The organism is Brevibacterium pityocampae (genome assembly GCF_039541555.1).
In the GTDB taxonomy this organism is placed as follows: domain Bacteria; phylum Actinomycetota; class Actinomycetes; order Actinomycetales; family Brevibacteriaceae; genus Brevibacterium; species Brevibacterium pityocampae.
Genome location: NZ_BAABGL010000002.1, coordinates 164,625 through 181,095, shown reverse-complemented (window position 1 = coordinate 181,095; position 16,471 = coordinate 164,625). Strand labels below are relative to the sequence as shown.

15 protein-coding genes are annotated in these 16,471 nt (G+C 71.7%); 2 read left to right on the top strand and 13 right to left on the bottom strand.

What is annotated here, in order from left to right; genetic code table 11:
- Positions 1-118 precede the first annotated feature (118 nt).
- On the top strand, positions 119-1,183 hold the full coding sequence (locus ABD883_RS01145; protein WP_345029189.1) for a LysR family transcriptional regulator: 1,065 nt from the start codon (positions 119-121) through the stop codon (positions 1,181-1,183).
- A gap of 60 nt (positions 1,184-1,243) precedes the next feature.
- Here the strand turns inward: ABD883_RS01145 and ABD883_RS01140 are convergent, their stop codons facing one another.
- From ABD883_RS01140 to rpmB, 8 genes are all read right to left on the bottom strand, one after another.
- Positions 1,244-2,008 (bottom strand): 3-hydroxybutyrate dehydrogenase, encoded by a 765-nt coding sequence (locus ABD883_RS01140; protein ID WP_265809549.1) that lies wholly within the window; start codon positions 2,006-2,008, stop codon positions 1,244-1,246.
- Positions 2,005-3,378 (bottom strand): MFS transporter, encoded by a 1,374-nt coding sequence (locus ABD883_RS01135; RefSeq protein WP_295690634.1) that lies wholly within the window; start codon positions 3,376-3,378, stop codon positions 2,005-2,007. Before ABD883_RS01135 ends, ABD883_RS01140 begins: the two co-directional genes overlap by 4 nt.
- Positions 3,379-3,745: 367 nt before the next feature.
- A complete protein-coding gene (locus ABD883_RS01130) occupies positions 3,746-5,929 on the bottom strand; it encodes a bifunctional copper resistance protein CopD/cytochrome c oxidase assembly protein (RefSeq protein WP_345029185.1) in 2,184 nt (727 codons plus the stop codon).
- Between the two features lie 7 nt (positions 5,930-5,936).
- On the bottom strand, positions 5,937-6,794 hold the full coding sequence (locus ABD883_RS01125) for a nitrilase-related carbon-nitrogen hydrolase (RefSeq protein ID WP_345029184.1): 858 nt from the start codon (positions 6,792-6,794) through the stop codon (positions 5,937-5,939).
- A gap of 290 nt (positions 6,795-7,084) precedes the next feature.
- Positions 7,085-7,375 carry an HU family DNA-binding protein gene (locus ABD883_RS01120; RefSeq protein WP_137318597.1) on the bottom strand — a complete coding sequence of 97 codons (291 nt, stop codon included), beginning with the start codon at positions 7,373-7,375 and terminating at the stop codon, positions 7,085-7,087.
- 58 nt (positions 7,376-7,433) lie between these two features.
- Positions 7,434-7,739 (bottom strand): 30S ribosomal protein S14, encoded by a 306-nt coding sequence (rpsN, locus tag ABD883_RS01115; protein WP_247424195.1) that lies wholly within the window; start codon positions 7,737-7,739, stop codon positions 7,434-7,436.
- 6 nt (positions 7,740-7,745) lie between these two features.
- Positions 7,746-7,913, bottom strand: a complete 168-nt coding sequence (gene rpmG, locus ABD883_RS01110; protein WP_101652987.1) for a 50S ribosomal protein L33 — start codon at positions 7,911-7,913, stop codon at positions 7,746-7,748.
- Positions 7,913-8,149, bottom strand: a complete 237-nt coding sequence (rpmB, locus tag ABD883_RS01105; RefSeq protein WP_101652986.1) for a 50S ribosomal protein L28 — start codon at positions 8,147-8,149, stop codon at positions 7,913-7,915. The genes rpmG and rpmB overlap by 1 nt, the downstream gene beginning before the upstream one ends.
- A 516-nt stretch (positions 8,150-8,665) precedes the next feature.
- Between rpmB and ABD883_RS01100 the strand changes: the two genes are divergently transcribed.
- Entirely contained in the window at positions 8,666-9,811 is a 1,146-nt protein-coding gene (locus ABD883_RS01100) for a hypothetical protein (protein ID WP_345029182.1), read from the top strand.
- A gap of 169 nt (positions 9,812-9,980) precedes the next feature.
- Here ABD883_RS01100 and ABD883_RS01095 read toward each other — a convergent pair whose 3' ends face one another.
- From ABD883_RS01095 to ABD883_RS01075, 5 genes are all read right to left on the bottom strand, one after another.
- The gene (locus ABD883_RS01095) at positions 9,981-11,462 is read right to left on the bottom strand and encodes a dihydrolipoamide acetyltransferase family protein (RefSeq protein ID WP_345029180.1); all 1,482 of its coding nucleotides are present in this window, start codon (positions 11,460-11,462) and stop codon (positions 9,981-9,983) included.
- 124 nt (positions 11,463-11,586) lie between these two features.
- Entirely contained in the window at positions 11,587-12,603 is a 1,017-nt protein-coding gene (locus tag ABD883_RS01090) for an alpha-ketoacid dehydrogenase subunit beta (RefSeq protein WP_295691144.1), read from the bottom strand.
- Between the two features lies 1 nt (position 12,604).
- Positions 12,605-13,705, bottom strand: coding sequence for a pyruvate dehydrogenase (acetyl-transferring) E1 component subunit alpha (pdhA, locus tag ABD883_RS01085; protein ID WP_295691146.1), 1,101 nt, complete (start codon positions 13,703-13,705; stop codon positions 12,605-12,607).
- A gap of 449 nt (positions 13,706-14,154) precedes the next feature.
- Complete coding sequence (locus ABD883_RS01080) at positions 14,155-15,678, bottom strand: hypothetical protein (RefSeq protein ID WP_345029178.1); 1,524 nt, start codon at positions 15,676-15,678, stop codon at positions 14,155-14,157.
- Entirely contained in the window at positions 15,675-16,466 is a 792-nt protein-coding gene (locus ABD883_RS01075; RefSeq protein ID WP_345029176.1) for a hypothetical protein, read from the bottom strand. The genes ABD883_RS01080 and ABD883_RS01075 overlap by 4 nt, the downstream gene beginning before the upstream one ends.
- Positions 16,467-16,471: the final 5 nt, after the last annotated feature.

Genomic DNA, 16,471 nt, shown 5'->3' with positions numbered 1-16,471 from the left:
CCGGGCCGCGCTGTCCTGGTCGTGCCACCAGCCTACGTCCGCCCGTGCGGGCGCGGCACTGTGCGCGGCGGGCCAGTTGCGCAAACCGAGTGTGCAGCTCTGCAGATACACTCCGAACATGCCCCACACCGATGCACACGGCGAGCCGGTCCGCGGCCGGACCGGCGCCGGCCCCCGCCCGGGCAGCGGACCTCGGCCCGGCACCGCTCCCCGCCCGGGCCCGCACCTTCGCCCCGGCCACAGTGCGCACCCCGTCGCGCCGGACGATCTCCTCACCCTGCTCGCCGTCGCCCGCCTGGGCAAGTACACCGCCGCCGCGCACAGCCTCGGGATCAACCACACGACGGTGTCCCGCCGGATCGCCGCACTGGAGAAGAGCGTCGGCGACCGCGTGCTCGTCAACGCCCCGGAGGGCTGGGAGCTCACCTCGCGCGGGCGTGAGCTGCTCGCCGTCGCCGAGGACATCGAGGCGGCCCTCGCCCGCGCCCAGCAGACGGTCACGGGTGCCGCGGAGCTCACCGGGATGGTGCGCGTGGCCGCCCCGGAGGGCTTCAGCCTGACCTGGGCCGCGCCCGCGCTCACCGAGCTCCAGCGCCTCCACCCCGGGCTCCAGGTCGAGCTCGTCACCGCCACCCAGCGCGCCCGCCAGTACCGGTCCGGCGTCGACATCGAGATCGTCGTCGGCCGCCCCCAGGTGGCGCGCTCGCTGAGCTACCAGCTCAACGCCTACAGCCTGGGTCTGTTCGCCACCCCCGAGTACCTCGCGGCCAACGGCACCCCGCGCACGGTCGCCGAGCTCACCGACCACCGGCTCGTCTACTACATCGAGCACACGCTCGGCGTCGACGTCCTCGACTCCGCCGGCGCGCGCCTGCCGGAACCCCGCGGCTTCCTCCGCTCGAACTCCATGCTCGTCCACGTCCGTGCGGCCGAGCACGGCGCCGGGATCGGGCTGCTCCCGAACTACCTCGGCCAGGCGAGCCCTGCACTCGTCCGGGTGATCCCCGAGTTCGACCTCCGGATCACCTACTGGGCGAACGTGCGCCGCGAGGCGCTGCGCAACCGCGGGGTGGAGGCCGCGCTCGAGATCCTCCGCGAGTTCTCCGCCCGGCCGCCGGTCGTGCCCGAGGTGCTCCCCGGCTCGGCCCTCCCCGCGGAGGCGCCCGAGCCGGCCGCCGACTGACGGGGGGCGGGGAAGCGGCGCCCGCATGCGAGTCCGGCCCCGCAGGGGCAGGGGGCCTGCTCAGCCGGCGGACCAGCCCCCGTCGACGACGTGGGCGGCACCGGTGATGACGGCCGCGGCGTCCGAGGCGAGGAACAGCGCCAGCTCGGCGATCTCCTCGGGCTCGGCGAGCCGGGGCACGGCCGAGTGGGCGAGGAACACGTCCTCCATCACCTGCTCCTCGCCGATCCCGCGCGTCTGCGCCTGGTCGGCGACCTGCCGCTGCACGATCGGCGTCATGACGTAGCCGGGATTGATCGCGTTGCACGTCACCCCGTGCGGACCACCCTCGAGGGCGGTGGCCTTCGTCAGGCCCATGAGCCCGTGCTTGGCCGCGACGTAGGCGCTCTTGTACGGGGAGGCGCGCAGACCGTGGATCGAGCTGAGGTTGATGATCCGCCCCCAGCCGCGTGCGTACATCCCGGGCAGCACCGCCTTGGTGAGGAGGAAGGGCGCCTCGAGCATGAGCCGGTTGATGAGCCGCCACTCGCTGAGCGGGAACTCCTCGAGCGGGTGGATCCGCTGGATCCCGGCGTTGTTGACGAGGATGTCCGCCTCGAGGGTGATCCCGTCGAGCGCGTCCGTGTCGGAGAAGTCCGCGATCCAGGTCTCCCCGCCGATCTCCTCGGCGACCGCGTGCGCGGCCTCCGCGTCGATGTCGGCGACCGTCACCCGCGCACCGGCACCGGCCAGGGCCGAGGCGATCGCGCGCCCCAAGCCCGAGGCGGCGCCGGTGACGAGAGCGCGCTTCCCGGCGATGCCGGCCCCCGCCGGCCGCCCGGTCATCCGGCCGCCCGGGCGGCGCGCTCACCGGCACGGCGCTCGTTGTCGAGGCGGTCGATCTCGAGCAGGTCGATGCCGCGGGTCTCACGGGTGAACAGCAGCGCGACGAAGCTCACCGCTGCGGCCGCCGCGAGGTAGAACGAGATCGGGATCGAGGACTCGAAGTTCCGCAGCAGGAAGGTCGCGATGATCGGCGCCATCGAGCCGGCGACGATCGCGGTCACCTGGTAGCCGAGCGAGACGCCGGAGTACCGCATGCGGGTGGGGAACATCTCCGCCATCATCGCCGGCTGGCAGGCGTACATGAGCGCGTGGAACAGGAGTCCGGCGACGACGGCGACGAGGATGAGCATGTCCTCGCCGGTGTCGAACAGCGGGAAGGCGAAGAAGCCCCAGGTCGCGGTCAGCACGATGCCGATCCCGTAGGGGATCTTGCGGCCGACGATGTCGCCGACCTTGCCGACCAGCGGCACGGCGGCGGCATGGATGGCGTGCGCGACGAGCAGCAGGCCGAGGATCTCCATGCTCTCGACGCCGACCTGGATCGAGAGGTAGGTGATCGAGAAGGTCACGACGAGGTAGTAGTGGATGTTCTCGACGAAGCGCAGGCCCATCGCGGTGAAGACGCCGCGCGGGTAGCGCTTGAACACCTCGGCGACGCCGTAGCCGGCCTCGCCCTCGACGACCTCCTCCTGCGCCTCCTGGAAGATCGGGGCGTCGGCGACCTTGGTGCGGATGTACCAGCCGACGAACACGATGACGGCCGACAGCCAGAAGGCGACGCGCCAGCCCCAGGACAGGAAGGCCGCATCGGACAGGACGGCGACGAGGCCGAACAGCACGCCGGTGGCGAGCAGGTTGCCCATCGGCACCGCGGCCTGCGGCCACGAGGACCAGAAGCCACGAGCGTCGCGCGGGGAGTGCTCGGCGACGAGGAGCACGGCGCCGCCCCATTCGCCGCCGACCGCGAAGCCCTGGATGAAGCGGAGCAGGACGAGCATGACCGGCGCGATGTAGCCGACGGCCTCGAAGGTCGGGATGCACCCCATGAGGAACGTCGAGGTGCCGACGAGGATGATCGAGAGCTGGAGCAGCTTCTTGCGGCCGTGCTTGTCGCCGAAGTGGCCGAACACGATGCCGCCGAGCGGGCGGGCGATGAATCCGATCGCGTAGGAGCCGAAGGCGAGGATGATCGCGTCGAACGGGTTGTCCGACTGCGGGAAGAGGATCTTGTTGAAGACGAGGGTGGCGGCCGCCGCGTAGAGGAAGAACTCGTACCACTCGACGATCGTGCCGGCCATCGAGGCCGCGACGACGCGCTGCAGCTGCGTGCGCTCCTCGGGCTTGAGCGCCTCCGATGTGTTCGTGCTCATGATGCTCCTTCGCTCGGCGGGTGCCGAGCCGGGTCGACCCGGGGCTCCCGGGATGGTCCTCCCGCCGGACGGTGATCCGCAGGCGGGTGAGTGAAGGAGATGACGTAGTCGTACCGGTCACAGCGCTGTGGGCCGGTTGCACGCGGCCACTCCTTCGGGGTGCGTTCGATAGCCCATCCTGAACCTTTCCTGTGTGCCCTTCAAGCACGGATCGCACTTCGTGACCCGATTGCAGTGTGCAAGTCCGCAGATGATGTGTGCCCTGCGGTGCACCCGGGCACAGGAGAGGGAGGTGGGGAGCGGCCCGGCGGCCCTGCCGCACAGCCCCGCGGCCCTGCTGGACAGCCCGGTGGATCGGCCGCGCTGCTCAGCGGCGCCGATCGAGGCCGGCGAGCATGTCGTTGTAGGCCTTGAGCTCCGCGTCGCCGCTGCGGTCCTCGGCGCGGTCGCGGCGCTTCGCCTCGCGGTCCGAGGAGCGCGACCACTGGACGGCGGCGATGATCGCCAGCGCGAGGGTCGGCAGCTCGCCGATGCCCCAGGCGATCTCGCCCCCGCGCACCTGGTCCTCGATCGCCGGGATCCAGCCGTGGCCGATGTTGCCGTACCAATCGCCCTCGATGAGGGTCGTCGAAGCCATGATCGACAGCCCGAAGAAGGCGTGGAAGGCCATGGTGATGAGGAGCAGCAGGAGCCGCAGCGGGTAGCGGAAGCGGCTGACGCCGGGGTCGATGCCGATCATCGCCTGCGCGAACATGTACCCGGCGGCGGTGAAGTGGAGGATCATGAGCTCGTGGCCGATGTGTGTCGACAGCGCCCACCACATGAGTCCGGAATAGTAGAAGACGACGAGCGAGCCGGAGAAGTTCACCGCCGCCACCACCGGGTGGGCCCAGAACCGCAGATACGGGTGGTGGACGGCGCCCAGGATCCAATCGCGGGCGCCGCGCGAGCCGTCGGTGCGGGCGGGCACCGCACGCATGAGCAGGGTGATCGGCGCGCCGAGGACCATGGGCAGCGGGATGAACATGACGATGAGCATGTGCTGGATCATGTGGGCGGAGAACAGCACCCGCCCGTAGACCATCGGCCCACCGGAGGTCACGTAGACGAGCAGCGCCATGCCGACCAGCCACAGGATCAGGCGTCCGACCGGCCAGGCGTCCCCGCGCCGGCGCAGGCGCACGAATCCGGCGATGTAGGCGATCGCGAGGCCGACGGCGACGACCACCCACAGCGGGTCGAGCTGCCACTCGGTGAAGAACGTGGCCCAGGTGGGCTCCGGCGGCAGGGGCTCGGAGGTCAGCCGCTCGGCCGGGGTGGGCACGGCCGGCGGCTCGTCGGGCACGGGCGGCTGGGAGCGGGCGAGCACGGTGCCGAGCGCCATGACGGCCGAGAACAGCAGTGTCTCGATGCCGATCAGGCGCCAGAACTCGACCCGGGAGGAGACGGTCCCGCTCGTCCCGGTGGCCTGCACCGTCGCTCTCCCGGCGGCGGAGCTCGCCCCGGCCGTGCCCGGCCGCCCGGCAGCGGCGCCGTCCGCGGGCGAGCCGGCGAGGCGGCCGATGACGAAGCTGCGGTGCCACCAGCCGATGACGCCGAGCGCCGCGGTGAGGGCGATCTTGACGACGACGAGCATCCCGTAGGGGGTCGTCCAGTCCGCGAGCGAGTCCACGCGCAGGAGGGCGTTGAAGAACCCGGAGACGATCATGAGTGCCCAGGCGAACAGTGCCAGCGCGGAGAACCGCGAGACGAGCACGCCGAGGTCCCCGCGGCCGGTGAGCACGGGGGCGAGCACCGCGAGGGCCAACAGCCCGCCGAGCCACACGACGACGGCGACGAGGTGGAGCCCGATGCTGTTGACCGCCTGCATGTGGCCGGAGGCCTCCGCCGCATGCCCCATGAGGGCCTGAGGGACGAGCGGGATGAACGACAGGACGGTGACGAGGCCGATCCCGGTGAAGCTGCGGACCGCGAACACGAGGGTGGAGACGATCGCGGCGAGCACGACGATGAGCGTCCACAGCTGGCCGTAGGGCACCTGGGTGACGTACACCCCGAGCTGGGCGGAGAAGTCACCGGTCAGCGCCTGCGCGCCGGCCGTGTCGACGAAGGTGAGGACGAGCACGCCGATCGCGGACACCGTCCACGCCACCGAGGCGACCTCGGCCACCCGCAGGCACGCCGACCAGGCGGGATCGAGCTCCTGGTCCGCGTCGGCCTTGCGATCCCTGTGGCGACGGCGGACCGGGGCGCTGCGGGGCAGCACCACGGAGGCGAGCACGAGAGCGCCGATCGTCACCGCCATCGCGGTGTTGAAGAGGAACTTCGCCGCCGGCAGGCCGAAGCGGCCGAGCGGGCCGGCGTCGTTGAGCAGGGTGGGGGCCGCGGCACCGGTGGAGTCGAGGGCGAGGAGGCCGACGACCGCGCCGAGGACGATGAAGCCCGGGAGCGCGGCGAGGCGGAGCCGGCGCGCGGTGCGGCGGTCCGCTGCCGCCCCGGCGGGGCCGCGACCGGCCGGACCGGTGGTGCGCGTGGCCTGGGTGGTGGTCACCGGCCGCTCAGCGCAGCCGTCGGTCGGCGAGCGCGGGGAAGCTCTCGCGGCGGGTGTGGATCGCGTCGATGTCGATGTCGGCGACGATCACGGTCTCATCGGTGGCCGCCTCGGCGAGGACGGTTCCGGAGGCGTCGACGATGACGGAGTGCCCGCCCATCTCCGTGCGCGAGTGGAAGCCGGCGGTGTTACAGGCGATCACGGCCATGAAGTCCTCGGCGGCGCGGGCGCGGGCGAACAGGCTCCAGTGGTCGACCCGTGGCGCGGGCCAGGCGGCGGGCACGGCGACGACCTCGGCCCCGGCGTCGAGCAGGGCGCGGAACATCTCCGGGAACCGGAGGTCGTAGCAGGTGGCGAGGCCGAGGGCGACGGTGCGGCCGTCGACCTCGAGCGGCACGGTGACGATGTCCTCACCGGCCTCGAGGAGCTTGGGCTCGCCGGAGCCGAACCCGAAGCGGTGGATCTTGCGGTACGTCGCGATGACCTCGCCGGCCGGGGACACGACGACCGAGGTGTTCCACAGGTGGCGCTCGCCGTCGGGCAGCTCCGGGAGGGCGGTGACGTCATGGTCGTATTCGGCGAGCCGGGCCAGGGCGGTCTCGCTGCCCTCGATGACGGAGCCGATGTGCACGTAGGCGCCGATGTCGCGGGCCGCCTGGGCGAGCGCGGTGACGGTCGGCCCGTCGGTGGGCGATTCGGCGCGGGGTCCCCAGTCGCGGTACGAGAAGCCGCCGGGCGACCACAGCTCGGGCAGGATGACGAGATCGGAGCCGTGCTGGGCCCTCACGAGCCGGGCGGCGCGCTCGATCCGCGTCTGCTGGGAGTCCTCATCGGTATAGGCGAGCTGGATCGCTGAAACACGCATGTCTCAAGGGTAGTCGCCGCCTGCGCCCCGGACCAACGCACCCCCTGGAGCGCAATCTCCGAAGGTTCCTGAGAGCGAAACCTTCGGCGATCGCACTCTCAGCGAGCACCCTGGGGGTGTGACCGCGCCCGGCGATGCGCCTTCGGGCCTGGGCGACCGACCCCGGGCGCCCGGCCCCGGTACCGGGCTCGGGCGACACGCCTCGGGACGGCCGGGCCACCTCGGCCCATGAATGGGCGAAGGCCCGGACCCTCAGAGGGTCCGGGCCTTCAGCGCAGGTGCGCGAAGAATCACTTCTTCGGGGTACCGGCGGCAGCCTTGAGCTTCGAGCCCGCGGACAGCTTGACCGAGTAACCGGCAGCGATCTGGATCTCTTCACCGGTCTGCGGGTTGCGGCCCTTGCGAGCGGCACGCTCGGTGCGCTCGACGGACAGCCAGCCCGGGATGGTGAGCTTCTCGCCCTTGGCGACGACGTTCGAGAACGACTCGAAGACGCCGTCGAGAACATCGGAGACCTGCTTCTGGGTCAGGCCGGTGCTCTCTGCGACCTCGGAGACGAGTTCACTGCGGTTCTTAGCCATAGTTGTGCCCTCCTTCAGGACATCGGATCTGTTTAACCGATTACGAACTTACCAGAGACTACCAGCTGGACTTGGTGATCCCGGGGAGTTCGCCGTTGTGCGCCATCTCGCGGAAGCGGACGCGCGACAGACCGAACTTGCGGAGGTATCCGCGCGGGCGACCGTCGACCTGGTCGCGGTTGCGCAGACGGACCGGCGAGGCGTCGCGGGGCAGCTTCTGGAGTGCCAGACGTGCCTCCTCGCGCTCGTCGTCGGTGCTGTCCGGGTGGGTGAGCTGACGCTTGAGGGTGGCGCGACGCTCGGCGTAGCGCTCGACGACCTCGCGGCGCTGCTGGTCACGGGCGATCTTCGACTTCTTGGCCATGTGCGCTCAGCGCTCCTCTCGGAATTCGACGTGCTTGCGGATCGTGGGATCGTACTTCTTGAGCACGATGCGATCCGGGTTGTTGCGGCGGTTCTTGCGGGTCACGTAGGTGTACCCGGTGCCGGCCGTCGACTTGAGCTTGATGATCGGGCGGATGTCCTGTGCTTTGGCCATCAGAGCTTCACTCCCTTGGCGATGAGTTCATTCACCACGGAGTCGATTCCGCGGGCGTCGATGATCTTGATGCCCTTGGTGGACACCGTGAGGGTCACGGAACGCCGCAGCGAGGGCACGAAGTAGCGCTTCTTCTGAATATTCGGGTCGAACCGGCGCTTGGTGCGGCGGTTCGAGTGGGACACATTGTGTCCGAAACCGGGAACGGCCCCGGTCACCTGGCAGGTTGCTGCCATTTCTCTCCTCCAGTTTCACTAATGCCGACGGTCCACCGGACTGCCGGTTCCCCACCGGTCCGCGCACGGACCGTTCGGGGTGGACACGCCGAAGACATCACACATGATTCGACACCGGGCCGGCGCCTGCTGACTCCGCGGTGCGGAGGGCCGACATGCCTGCGCCCGGCGAAGGGCTCGTGTCCGTCAGTTCCGCACGCTCCCGCGGACGGGAGCGCACTTTCGTGACGAGATGTCTCATCAGCGCTGAGCTGAAGCCTGTGAGAGGGGGCCGAAGCAAGATGCAGCGCTCAATGAGCACTGTGTCGATGTCCGGCGATCGGATCCTCCACGCGACGCGGCGGATGCGCGGGCCGTGCGGGGGAAGCTGATCGGTCATCGATCGACACAACAGAAGAACATCCTATGGGAGCCCGGTCGGACCAGGCAAATCCGGTTGATCCCGCGCAGCGGACGTGCCACAGTATTCTCCATGGACTGCCCGCAGGCTGCCCACGGACCGAGGCCACGCACCCGATGAGCCCCCTTCCTCCGGACGGCACGACGCCCGGCCGAGATCCGCGCAGACCCCGGATCCGCCCGGCACAGAGCGAGAACTGGGATCCCGATCGCCCGGCACGCATCGACGCACCCGCAGACGGGCGACCGGCACCCCGGGCGCTCCCGCATCCCACCGCGCCGTACCCGGCCCCGCCGGCGTCCCCGCCCGCCTTCCCGGCTCCTCCCTCCTCCGCCCCGAGCCCCGCCCCGCAGTCTGCTCCGCAGCCCAGGGCACCGGCGACGGGGCACTTCACCGGACCCGACGGCCTGGCCTGCTTCCGCGCCGCCGACGGCTCCGCCTACTTCCAGGCCGCCGACGGGCAGTACTACCCGCTGTCAGCACTCGACAGGTCCGCGACGGGCGGCACCGGGCAGACAGGCCACGACCGCAGCGACGTCGACCGGTCCACCTACTACGAGTACATCGCCGCGCACACCGGTGAGCAGCCCAACGCGGTTCCCGGCACGCACCCCGCTCCCGGTGCCGAGGCGCCCGCCGGGTCCGGCAGCGGCGGCACCCCGACCCGCGACAGAGGGGGCCGTCGCAGCGGCCCGCGCATCCTGCTCGCCACCGTGGCCGGTGTTTCGGTCCTCGCGATCGCGCTCGTGCTCGGCGGGAACTTCCTCGGCCCCGACAACGGCATCCGCTCCACCGAGATGCCCTCGGACAGCTCGCAGCCGCAGACCGATGCGGGAACGGGCCACGCCTCCGGCTCCACCGACTCCGCCGCAACCGCCGTGGCCGCCGGCGAGCAGCTCCGGTCGATCTCCGAGGACGACACCGCCCGGGCGATGGACGAGCTGCAGGACCGCTGGGTTGTGCAGCTGAGCGCCAAGCAGGACGGCCTGCGCACCGAGGGCCGCACCTGGACCGAGGAGGACATCCTCGAGGAGTTCGAGCAGAACCGTACCGAGCACCCCGAGGCGATGCTCCTGTGGAGCGGCGACTGGTCGACGTTCCGATTCAACGACTACTGGATCACCGTGCTCGACACGGGCTACGAGGACCCGCAGGAGGCGCTCGCGCACTGCCGCGAGCTCGGCATCGACCGCGACCACTGCTTCGCGAAGAAGCTGTCGACGACCGAGGGCCCGGACGAGGCCACGAAGCTCAATCCCTGAGCGGCCCTGCCCGGCAGGAGCAGGTCAGCGGTGAGGGTGCATGCCGGCGCGCACCCTCCTCGGCGGCCCCGGCTCAACTCATGGCGCTCGCACTGCGAGCGCACTGCGAGCGCATTGCGGCCGGGGTGCCGCAGGCGCGGCGCCCCGACCGCTGCGGCGGCGGGCCCGGTCAGGACAGCATGACGAGGGGCTCTTCGAGCGCCCGGCCGATGTCGGCGAGGAACTGGGAGATCGCCGCCCCGTCGACGACGCGGTGGTCGGCGGACACCGACAGGGTCGTGATCTCGCGGGGGACGATCTCGTCGTCGACCACCCAGGGACGCTTCCGGATGCTGCCGAAGGCGACGATCGCCGATTCGCCCGGGTTGATGATCGGCGTGCCGGAGTCGACCCCGAACACCCCGACGTTGGTGATGGTGATGGTACCGCCGGCCTGGGACGCCGGGGTCGAGCGGCCGGCCCGCGCGGCCGCGGTGAGGCCGACGATCTCCTGCGCGAGTGCGCCGAGGCCGAGCGCGTGAGCGTTCTTGATGTTAGGGACGACGAGCCCGCGTGGGGTGGCCGCGGCGATCCCGAGGTTGACGTAGTGCTTGATGACGACGTCGTCGCCGTCGAGGACGGCATTGATGCGCGGGGTCCGCAACGCCGCCCAGATCACGGCCCGCGCCACGACGAGCAGCGGGGAGACCTTGACGTCGGGGCCGAGCAGCTGCGTGGACTTGAGGTGGCGGACGAACTCCATGGTTCGGGTGACGTCGACGTCGAGGAACTCGGTGACGTGCGGGGCGGTGAACGCGGAGTCCACCATCGCCTTGGCCATCATCCGGTTGACGCCCTTGAGCGGCACGCGCTCCTCCGAGCCGGGCTGCGCAGCAGCGGCCGCGGTGCCGACAGCAGCCGACGCCCCCGCACTGCCGGCCGGCGTCGCGGCGCCCGCCGGGGTCTCCTGTTCGGAGCCTCCGTCGAGGTGGGCGAGCAGGTCGGCGCGGGTGACCTCGCCCCGCGAGCCCGTGGCCCGCACTCCGGCGAGGTCGATGCCGCGGTCCTTCGCGAGCTTGCGCACCGGCGGTTTGGCGAGCACCCGCCCGGCGGAGGCACCGGGGTCGGCCGGCCCGTCCGTCCGCGGCTGTGCCTCGGCCGGGGCGGCAGACGGGGCGGTCTCCGTGTCAGCGGCGGGCGCGGCCCGGGAGGCGGGCGCCTCGGGTGCGGGTTGTGCCGCGGCCTGCGGGGAGCCCGCCTGCTTGCGCGGGCGGCGCTTGGAGGACGCGGCCCTCACCCCGTAGCCCACGAGGTTGGGACCGGCCGTGCCGTCGCCGGTCTCCGTCGGCGCGGGGACGGCATCGGTCTGGTCCGGCGCGGGAGCACCCGGCTCCGCGACCGGGGTGGTGCCGGCCCTCTCGGATCCGTCGGAGCCCTCGCCGCCGAAGCGGACGATCGGGGTGCCGACGTCAACGGTCTCGCCCTCACCCACGAGGAGCGCCTCGATGGTGCCCGCCTGGGGGCTGGGGAGCTCGACGAGGGACTTCGCGGTCTCGATCTCGACGAGGATCTGGTTGACGGTGACGGTGTCGCCCTCGGCGACCTTCCACGCCACGATGTCGGCTTCGGTGAGGCCCTCGCCGACGTCGGGGAGGGGGAAAACGTTGGACATGAGTACCCTTGCTTGTCTGTCGTCGGGTGGTCGGTCGATCCTCGGGGCGGCCGGCGGCGCTCAGCGTGCTGCCGACCCGCGGCGCCCCGCCCACCGGGCCGGGGCGCCGGGGGCGGGGCGGGCGTCAGTAGGCGAGTGCGCGGTCGACGCCGTCGAGGATCCGGTCGAGGTCGGGCAGGTAGTGGTGCTCGAGCTTGGAGCCGGGGTAGGGCGTGTGGAAGCCGCCCACCCGCAGCACGGGCGCTTCGAGGTGGAAGAACGCGCGCTCGGTGATCCGAGCGGCGATCTCCGCGCCGAGGCCCAGGAACACCGGGGCCTCGTGGGCGACGACGAGCCGGCCGGTCCTGCGGACCGAGGCCTCGATCGTGTCGAAGTCGATCGGGGACAGCGAGCGGAGGTCGATGAGCTCGATGCTCGTGCCCTCCTCCGCCGCGGCCGCGACGACGTCCTTGGCCGTCGGCATGAGGGGGCCGTAGGCGAGGAGCGTGAGGTCGGTCCCCTCGGTCACGACCTGCGCCCGATCGTGGGGCAGGCCGCGCTCGGCGGTGTCGACCTCCCCGCGCATCCAGTAGCGGCGCTTGGGTTCGAAGAACATCACCGGGTCCGGGCTCTGCACGGCCTCCTGGATCATCCAGTAGGCGTCGTGCGGCGTCGACGGTGAGATGAGGCGCAGCCCGGCGTGATGGGCGAACACCGTCTCCGGGCTCTCCGAATGGTGCTCCGGGGAGCCGATCCCGCCGCCGTAGGGCACGCGGATGACGAGCGGCATCTGCTCGTGGCCCTGCGTGCGGTTGTGGAGCTTGGCGAGCTGGGTGACGATCTGGTCGTAGGCCGGGTAGATGAAGGCGTCGAACTGGATCTCGATGACGGGCTTGTAGCCGCGGATCGCCATGCCGATCGAGGTGCCGACGATGCCGGACTCGGCGAGCGGGGCGTCGATGACGCGCGCCTCGCCGAAGTCCTTCTGCAGGCCCTCGGTGACGCGGAAGACTCCGCCGAGCTTCCCGATGTCCTCACCGATGAGGACGACCTTGTCGTCGTCCTCCATCGCCCGGCGCAGCCCGGCGGTGATCGCCTTGGACAGCGGCAGGGTGGTGAGCGAGGACCCGGGGGCCTCGGTCGTCGTGGTGTCTGCTGCCATGTCAGCGCCCCCCGTCCGTCGTGTCGGCGAAGGAGTCGAGGTAGTCGAGGTACGCGGCCTTCTCCTCGGCGACGAGGGAGTGCTCCCCGGCGTAGGCGAAGTCGAAGATCTCCGCGGGGTCGGGTTCGGGCATCTCCATGCATGCCTTGCGGATGCGTGCAGCCAGGGTGTCGGCCTCGGCGTCGACCTCGGCGAAGAAGCCGTCGTCGGCGAGACCCGACTTCTCGAGGTGGGCGCGCAGCCGGCTGATCGGGTCCTTGGCCTTCCACTGCTCGGTGACAGCGGCGTCGCGGTACTTGCTCGGGTCGTCGGCGGTGGTGTGCGCGCCCATCCGGTACGTGAAGGCTTCGATGAGCATGGGACCGTGTCCGGCGCGGACGCTGTCGAGCGAGGCGCGGGCGACTGCGTACATCGCGATGATGTCGTTGCCGTCGACGCGGACTCCCGGCACCCCGAAGCCCTCGCCGCGCTTGAACAGCGGCACCGTGGTCTGCACGCTCGTCGGCTCGGAGATCGCCCACTGGTTGTTCTGGCAGAAGAAGAGGACGGGGGCGTGGAAGGCACCGGCGAAGGTCAGGGCCTCGGAGACGTCGCCCTGCGAGGTGGCGCCATCGCCGAAGCACGCGATGGTGGCGCTGTCGCGCTCGATGTCACCGGTGCCGACGTCCCCGTCGAGGCTGATCCCCATCGCGTACCCGGTGGCGTGGAGCGCCTGGGAGCCGATGACGATCGTGTAGGTGTGGAAGCGGTTCTCCTGGGGGTCCCAGGCGCCGTGGTTCTGCCCGCGGAACATGCCGAGCAGGGTCTCCGGCTGCACGCCGCGGCACCAGGCGAGGCCGTGCTCGCGGTAGGTCGGGAAGACGAAGTCCTGCGGGCGCAAGGCCCGGCCCATTCCGATCTGGGCGGCCTCCTGGCCGAGCAGCGGGGCCCACAGGCCCAGCTGACCCTGGCGCTGCAGGGCGTTGCCCTCCGCGTCGACGCGGCGCACGAGCACCATGTCGCGGTAGAAGTTCCGGAGGTCGTCGTCGGTGAGCTCTGCGGCGAAGGCGTCGTACTCTCCCGAGCTCACGCGATCGCCTTCGGGGGTCAGCATCTGAATCATTCTCGGCTCCGAGTTCGTCTTCGAGTCGGGGGCCTGCGCAATGTTCGATGTCATACCAGTTCTCCTCATGTCGTGGCCCCCGGATGAGGGTGTCGTCCGGTCGCCAGCGGCTGTGGTGCCGTGATGCGGGTGTGCTCGGCGGCCCCGTGGTGGTGATGCATTTCACATAGTGGATATACGCTAACGGATTCATCGCACTCTGCAAAACTATGCGGCTCGCCTTCCCGGGCGCCTCCCGGCGCCCGTCCTCGCGGCGCGGCGGCATCGCTGCCCTCGGCCCGTCGGCACCGCGGCCGGTGCCCGCGGATACCCCTCACGCTAGGCACCGTCCGGCGTCGCTTGTCGAGGACTGCCGAGGTCCGATCGGGTTTTGTCATCTCCTCCACAATTGCTCGGACGTCGGAGTGAATCCCCTCGTCAGCGGCCTGGATCCGCAGCCGCGAGCGTGCTCAGCGGCGGGTGCCGACGGAGTCCTGCACCGATTCCACCTCCCCGGAGAAGAACCCGGCGCGGGAGTCCTGCCAGGCGAGCAGGCCCGGCTCCCCCTCCCGGTGGAGGCGGTCGATCGTCGCGGCGTAGACATCGCCGCCGTGGGCGAACCCGGGATTCGCGAGCACCTCGTCGATCTGGTCCTCCGTCCGCCCGGCGGACAGCTCATCGTCGCGCAGCGCGTCGGTGTCGAGGTCGACGGTGATCGTCGTCCAATGCGGCCGGTCCGGGTTCTCGCCGCCGTCGAGGTCGGGGACGAGGTCCTGCTCGTGCTCGATCGACAGCGTCGAGATCCCGTCGGGGATGTCGAAATCCGAGACCGGGCTCGCGACGGTGAGCAGGGCCGTGACGGAGACCGAGTTCCGGAACGCGGGGTCCGCCGCGAGGGAGGCCGCGGTGATGCCGCCCTGGGAGTATCCGACGAGCATGACCTCCTCCTCCGCGCCGATCCCGGCCTCGGCGACCGCCTGCCGCACGGTCTCCCGCATCGCTGTGTCGTGCCCGGCCACGCCCTCGACATTGGTCGTGAGATCGGTCGAGTTCTTCCCGGTGCGGGCGGACCAGTCGGTCGTCGCGGGCACGTACACGATCCACCGCACCGCGCCGTCGGCCCCGCGGATCCGCTCGATCTGCACCCGCCCGTTGTCCCTGCCGCGGTGACCGGCCAGCGTGCGGGCGAACAGCTCGGGGAGGCCGGCGGGCGCCCGGGCCGGCCGCCGGCCCGGGGAGCGCTCCGCGTGCTCGACGTCGACCCCGGTGCGACGCATGAGCCCGCCCGCCCGACCGCCGGCGATCACCCACTCGGTGACCGACTGCGAATCGTGCGGCCACGGCCCCCGGTCGCCGAACTGCGCCTGGAGTCCCGGCGGCACGCCGAGGAAACCGGCGGCGAACCCGGGCAGCACGTGCTCGATGATCCGGGCGGCACCGTCGGAGCCGGCGAACAGCTCTCGCCCGAGGACGGCCAGACCCGCCGCGGTGATCTCCGGCAGGTCGATGCCGAACGCGTCCTCGAGGAGCTCGTCGAGACCGATCCGGTCGGCGATGGCGAGGACGACGCCGGCAGTGACGAGGCCGCGGAACAGGACCGGGGCGAGGAGGGGGATCGCCGTGCGAACGGCGTGCCCGAGGACGTTGCCCATGGCCGTGAGCACCCGGTCGAAGAGACGCGCGGCGAAGTCCTCGGCAGCCCGGTAGGCGAGCATCGCCGCCCCGAGCGCTATCCCGGTGCCGGCGAGCCGCCCCGACACCCCGGCCGCTGCGCCGAGGAACTCCGTGCTCCGCCGGGACACCTCGAAGGCGGTCGTCGGCGCCGTCACCGCGGAGAGCTCGAGCACGGGGTCGAGCTCGCTCCCGGCGCTGCGGAGGAAGAGCTCGGCGACCTCCTCGGCGATCCCGCGCAGCTCCGCGGCGAAGTCGGCGAGGTCCTCGGTCCGCGCGCGGGTTCCGCCGGGCCCGCCGTGGGTGGAGACTCCGTGGCTCATCGACGACCCGCCCCGCACCGGCCGCCTCGACGGGAGTCACCGACGCCGGGCTCCCCGACGGGCCCTCCGGTCGTGCTCCCACGCGTCTCCCCGGCCGCGGCGAGAACGGCGCGGTGCAGATCGGCGCGGACCCGGGCGCGCACCTGCGCGGCGAGGGGATGCGCGCCGAGCGCGGGTGCCGCCGTGCGCGCCACCGGCCCCGCCTCTCCCCTTCCGGGCGGGGACGCCGACCGGCCGATCGTCCACGGCTCCGGTTCGACCCCGCGGCACCCGAGGACGCCGAGCGCCGCCGCCGGGGTCTCGCGGGGGACGAGCTCGGCGATGAGCTCCGGCAGGCGAGCTGCCCGATCGACCCGGCCGAGCAGGCAGCCGCCACCGGGGTGGGTCGACCGGCCGTGAGCGTCCGTCCAGCGCCAGACCACGCAGCATGCGCGGTGGAGCACACCGGCGCTCACGACGATCCGGAGGCCCGGACCGAGCAGCTCGAACCCGCCGACCACCGGGGCCCCGCCGAGGATGAGCGAGGCCCGCGCGACCCAGGCCGCGGTCGGCCCGGCCGACAGCTCGCTCGGCGCCGGCTCGGGGTCCGACGGCCCGGTCGACAGCGGCCCGGTCGACGACGTGCCCTGTCCGCCCACCCCGGGCCGGGCGGACAGGGCACAGCTCACCGCTGCGGGACGCTGGGCGTCCGGCCAGCCGGCCTGCAGGTCCGGCGGCAGGGCGAGCACCTCCGCAGCGGAGAACGGGATCCAGCGCCTGTCCGGCCCATGCTCCCGAGGCGATTCCACGACCC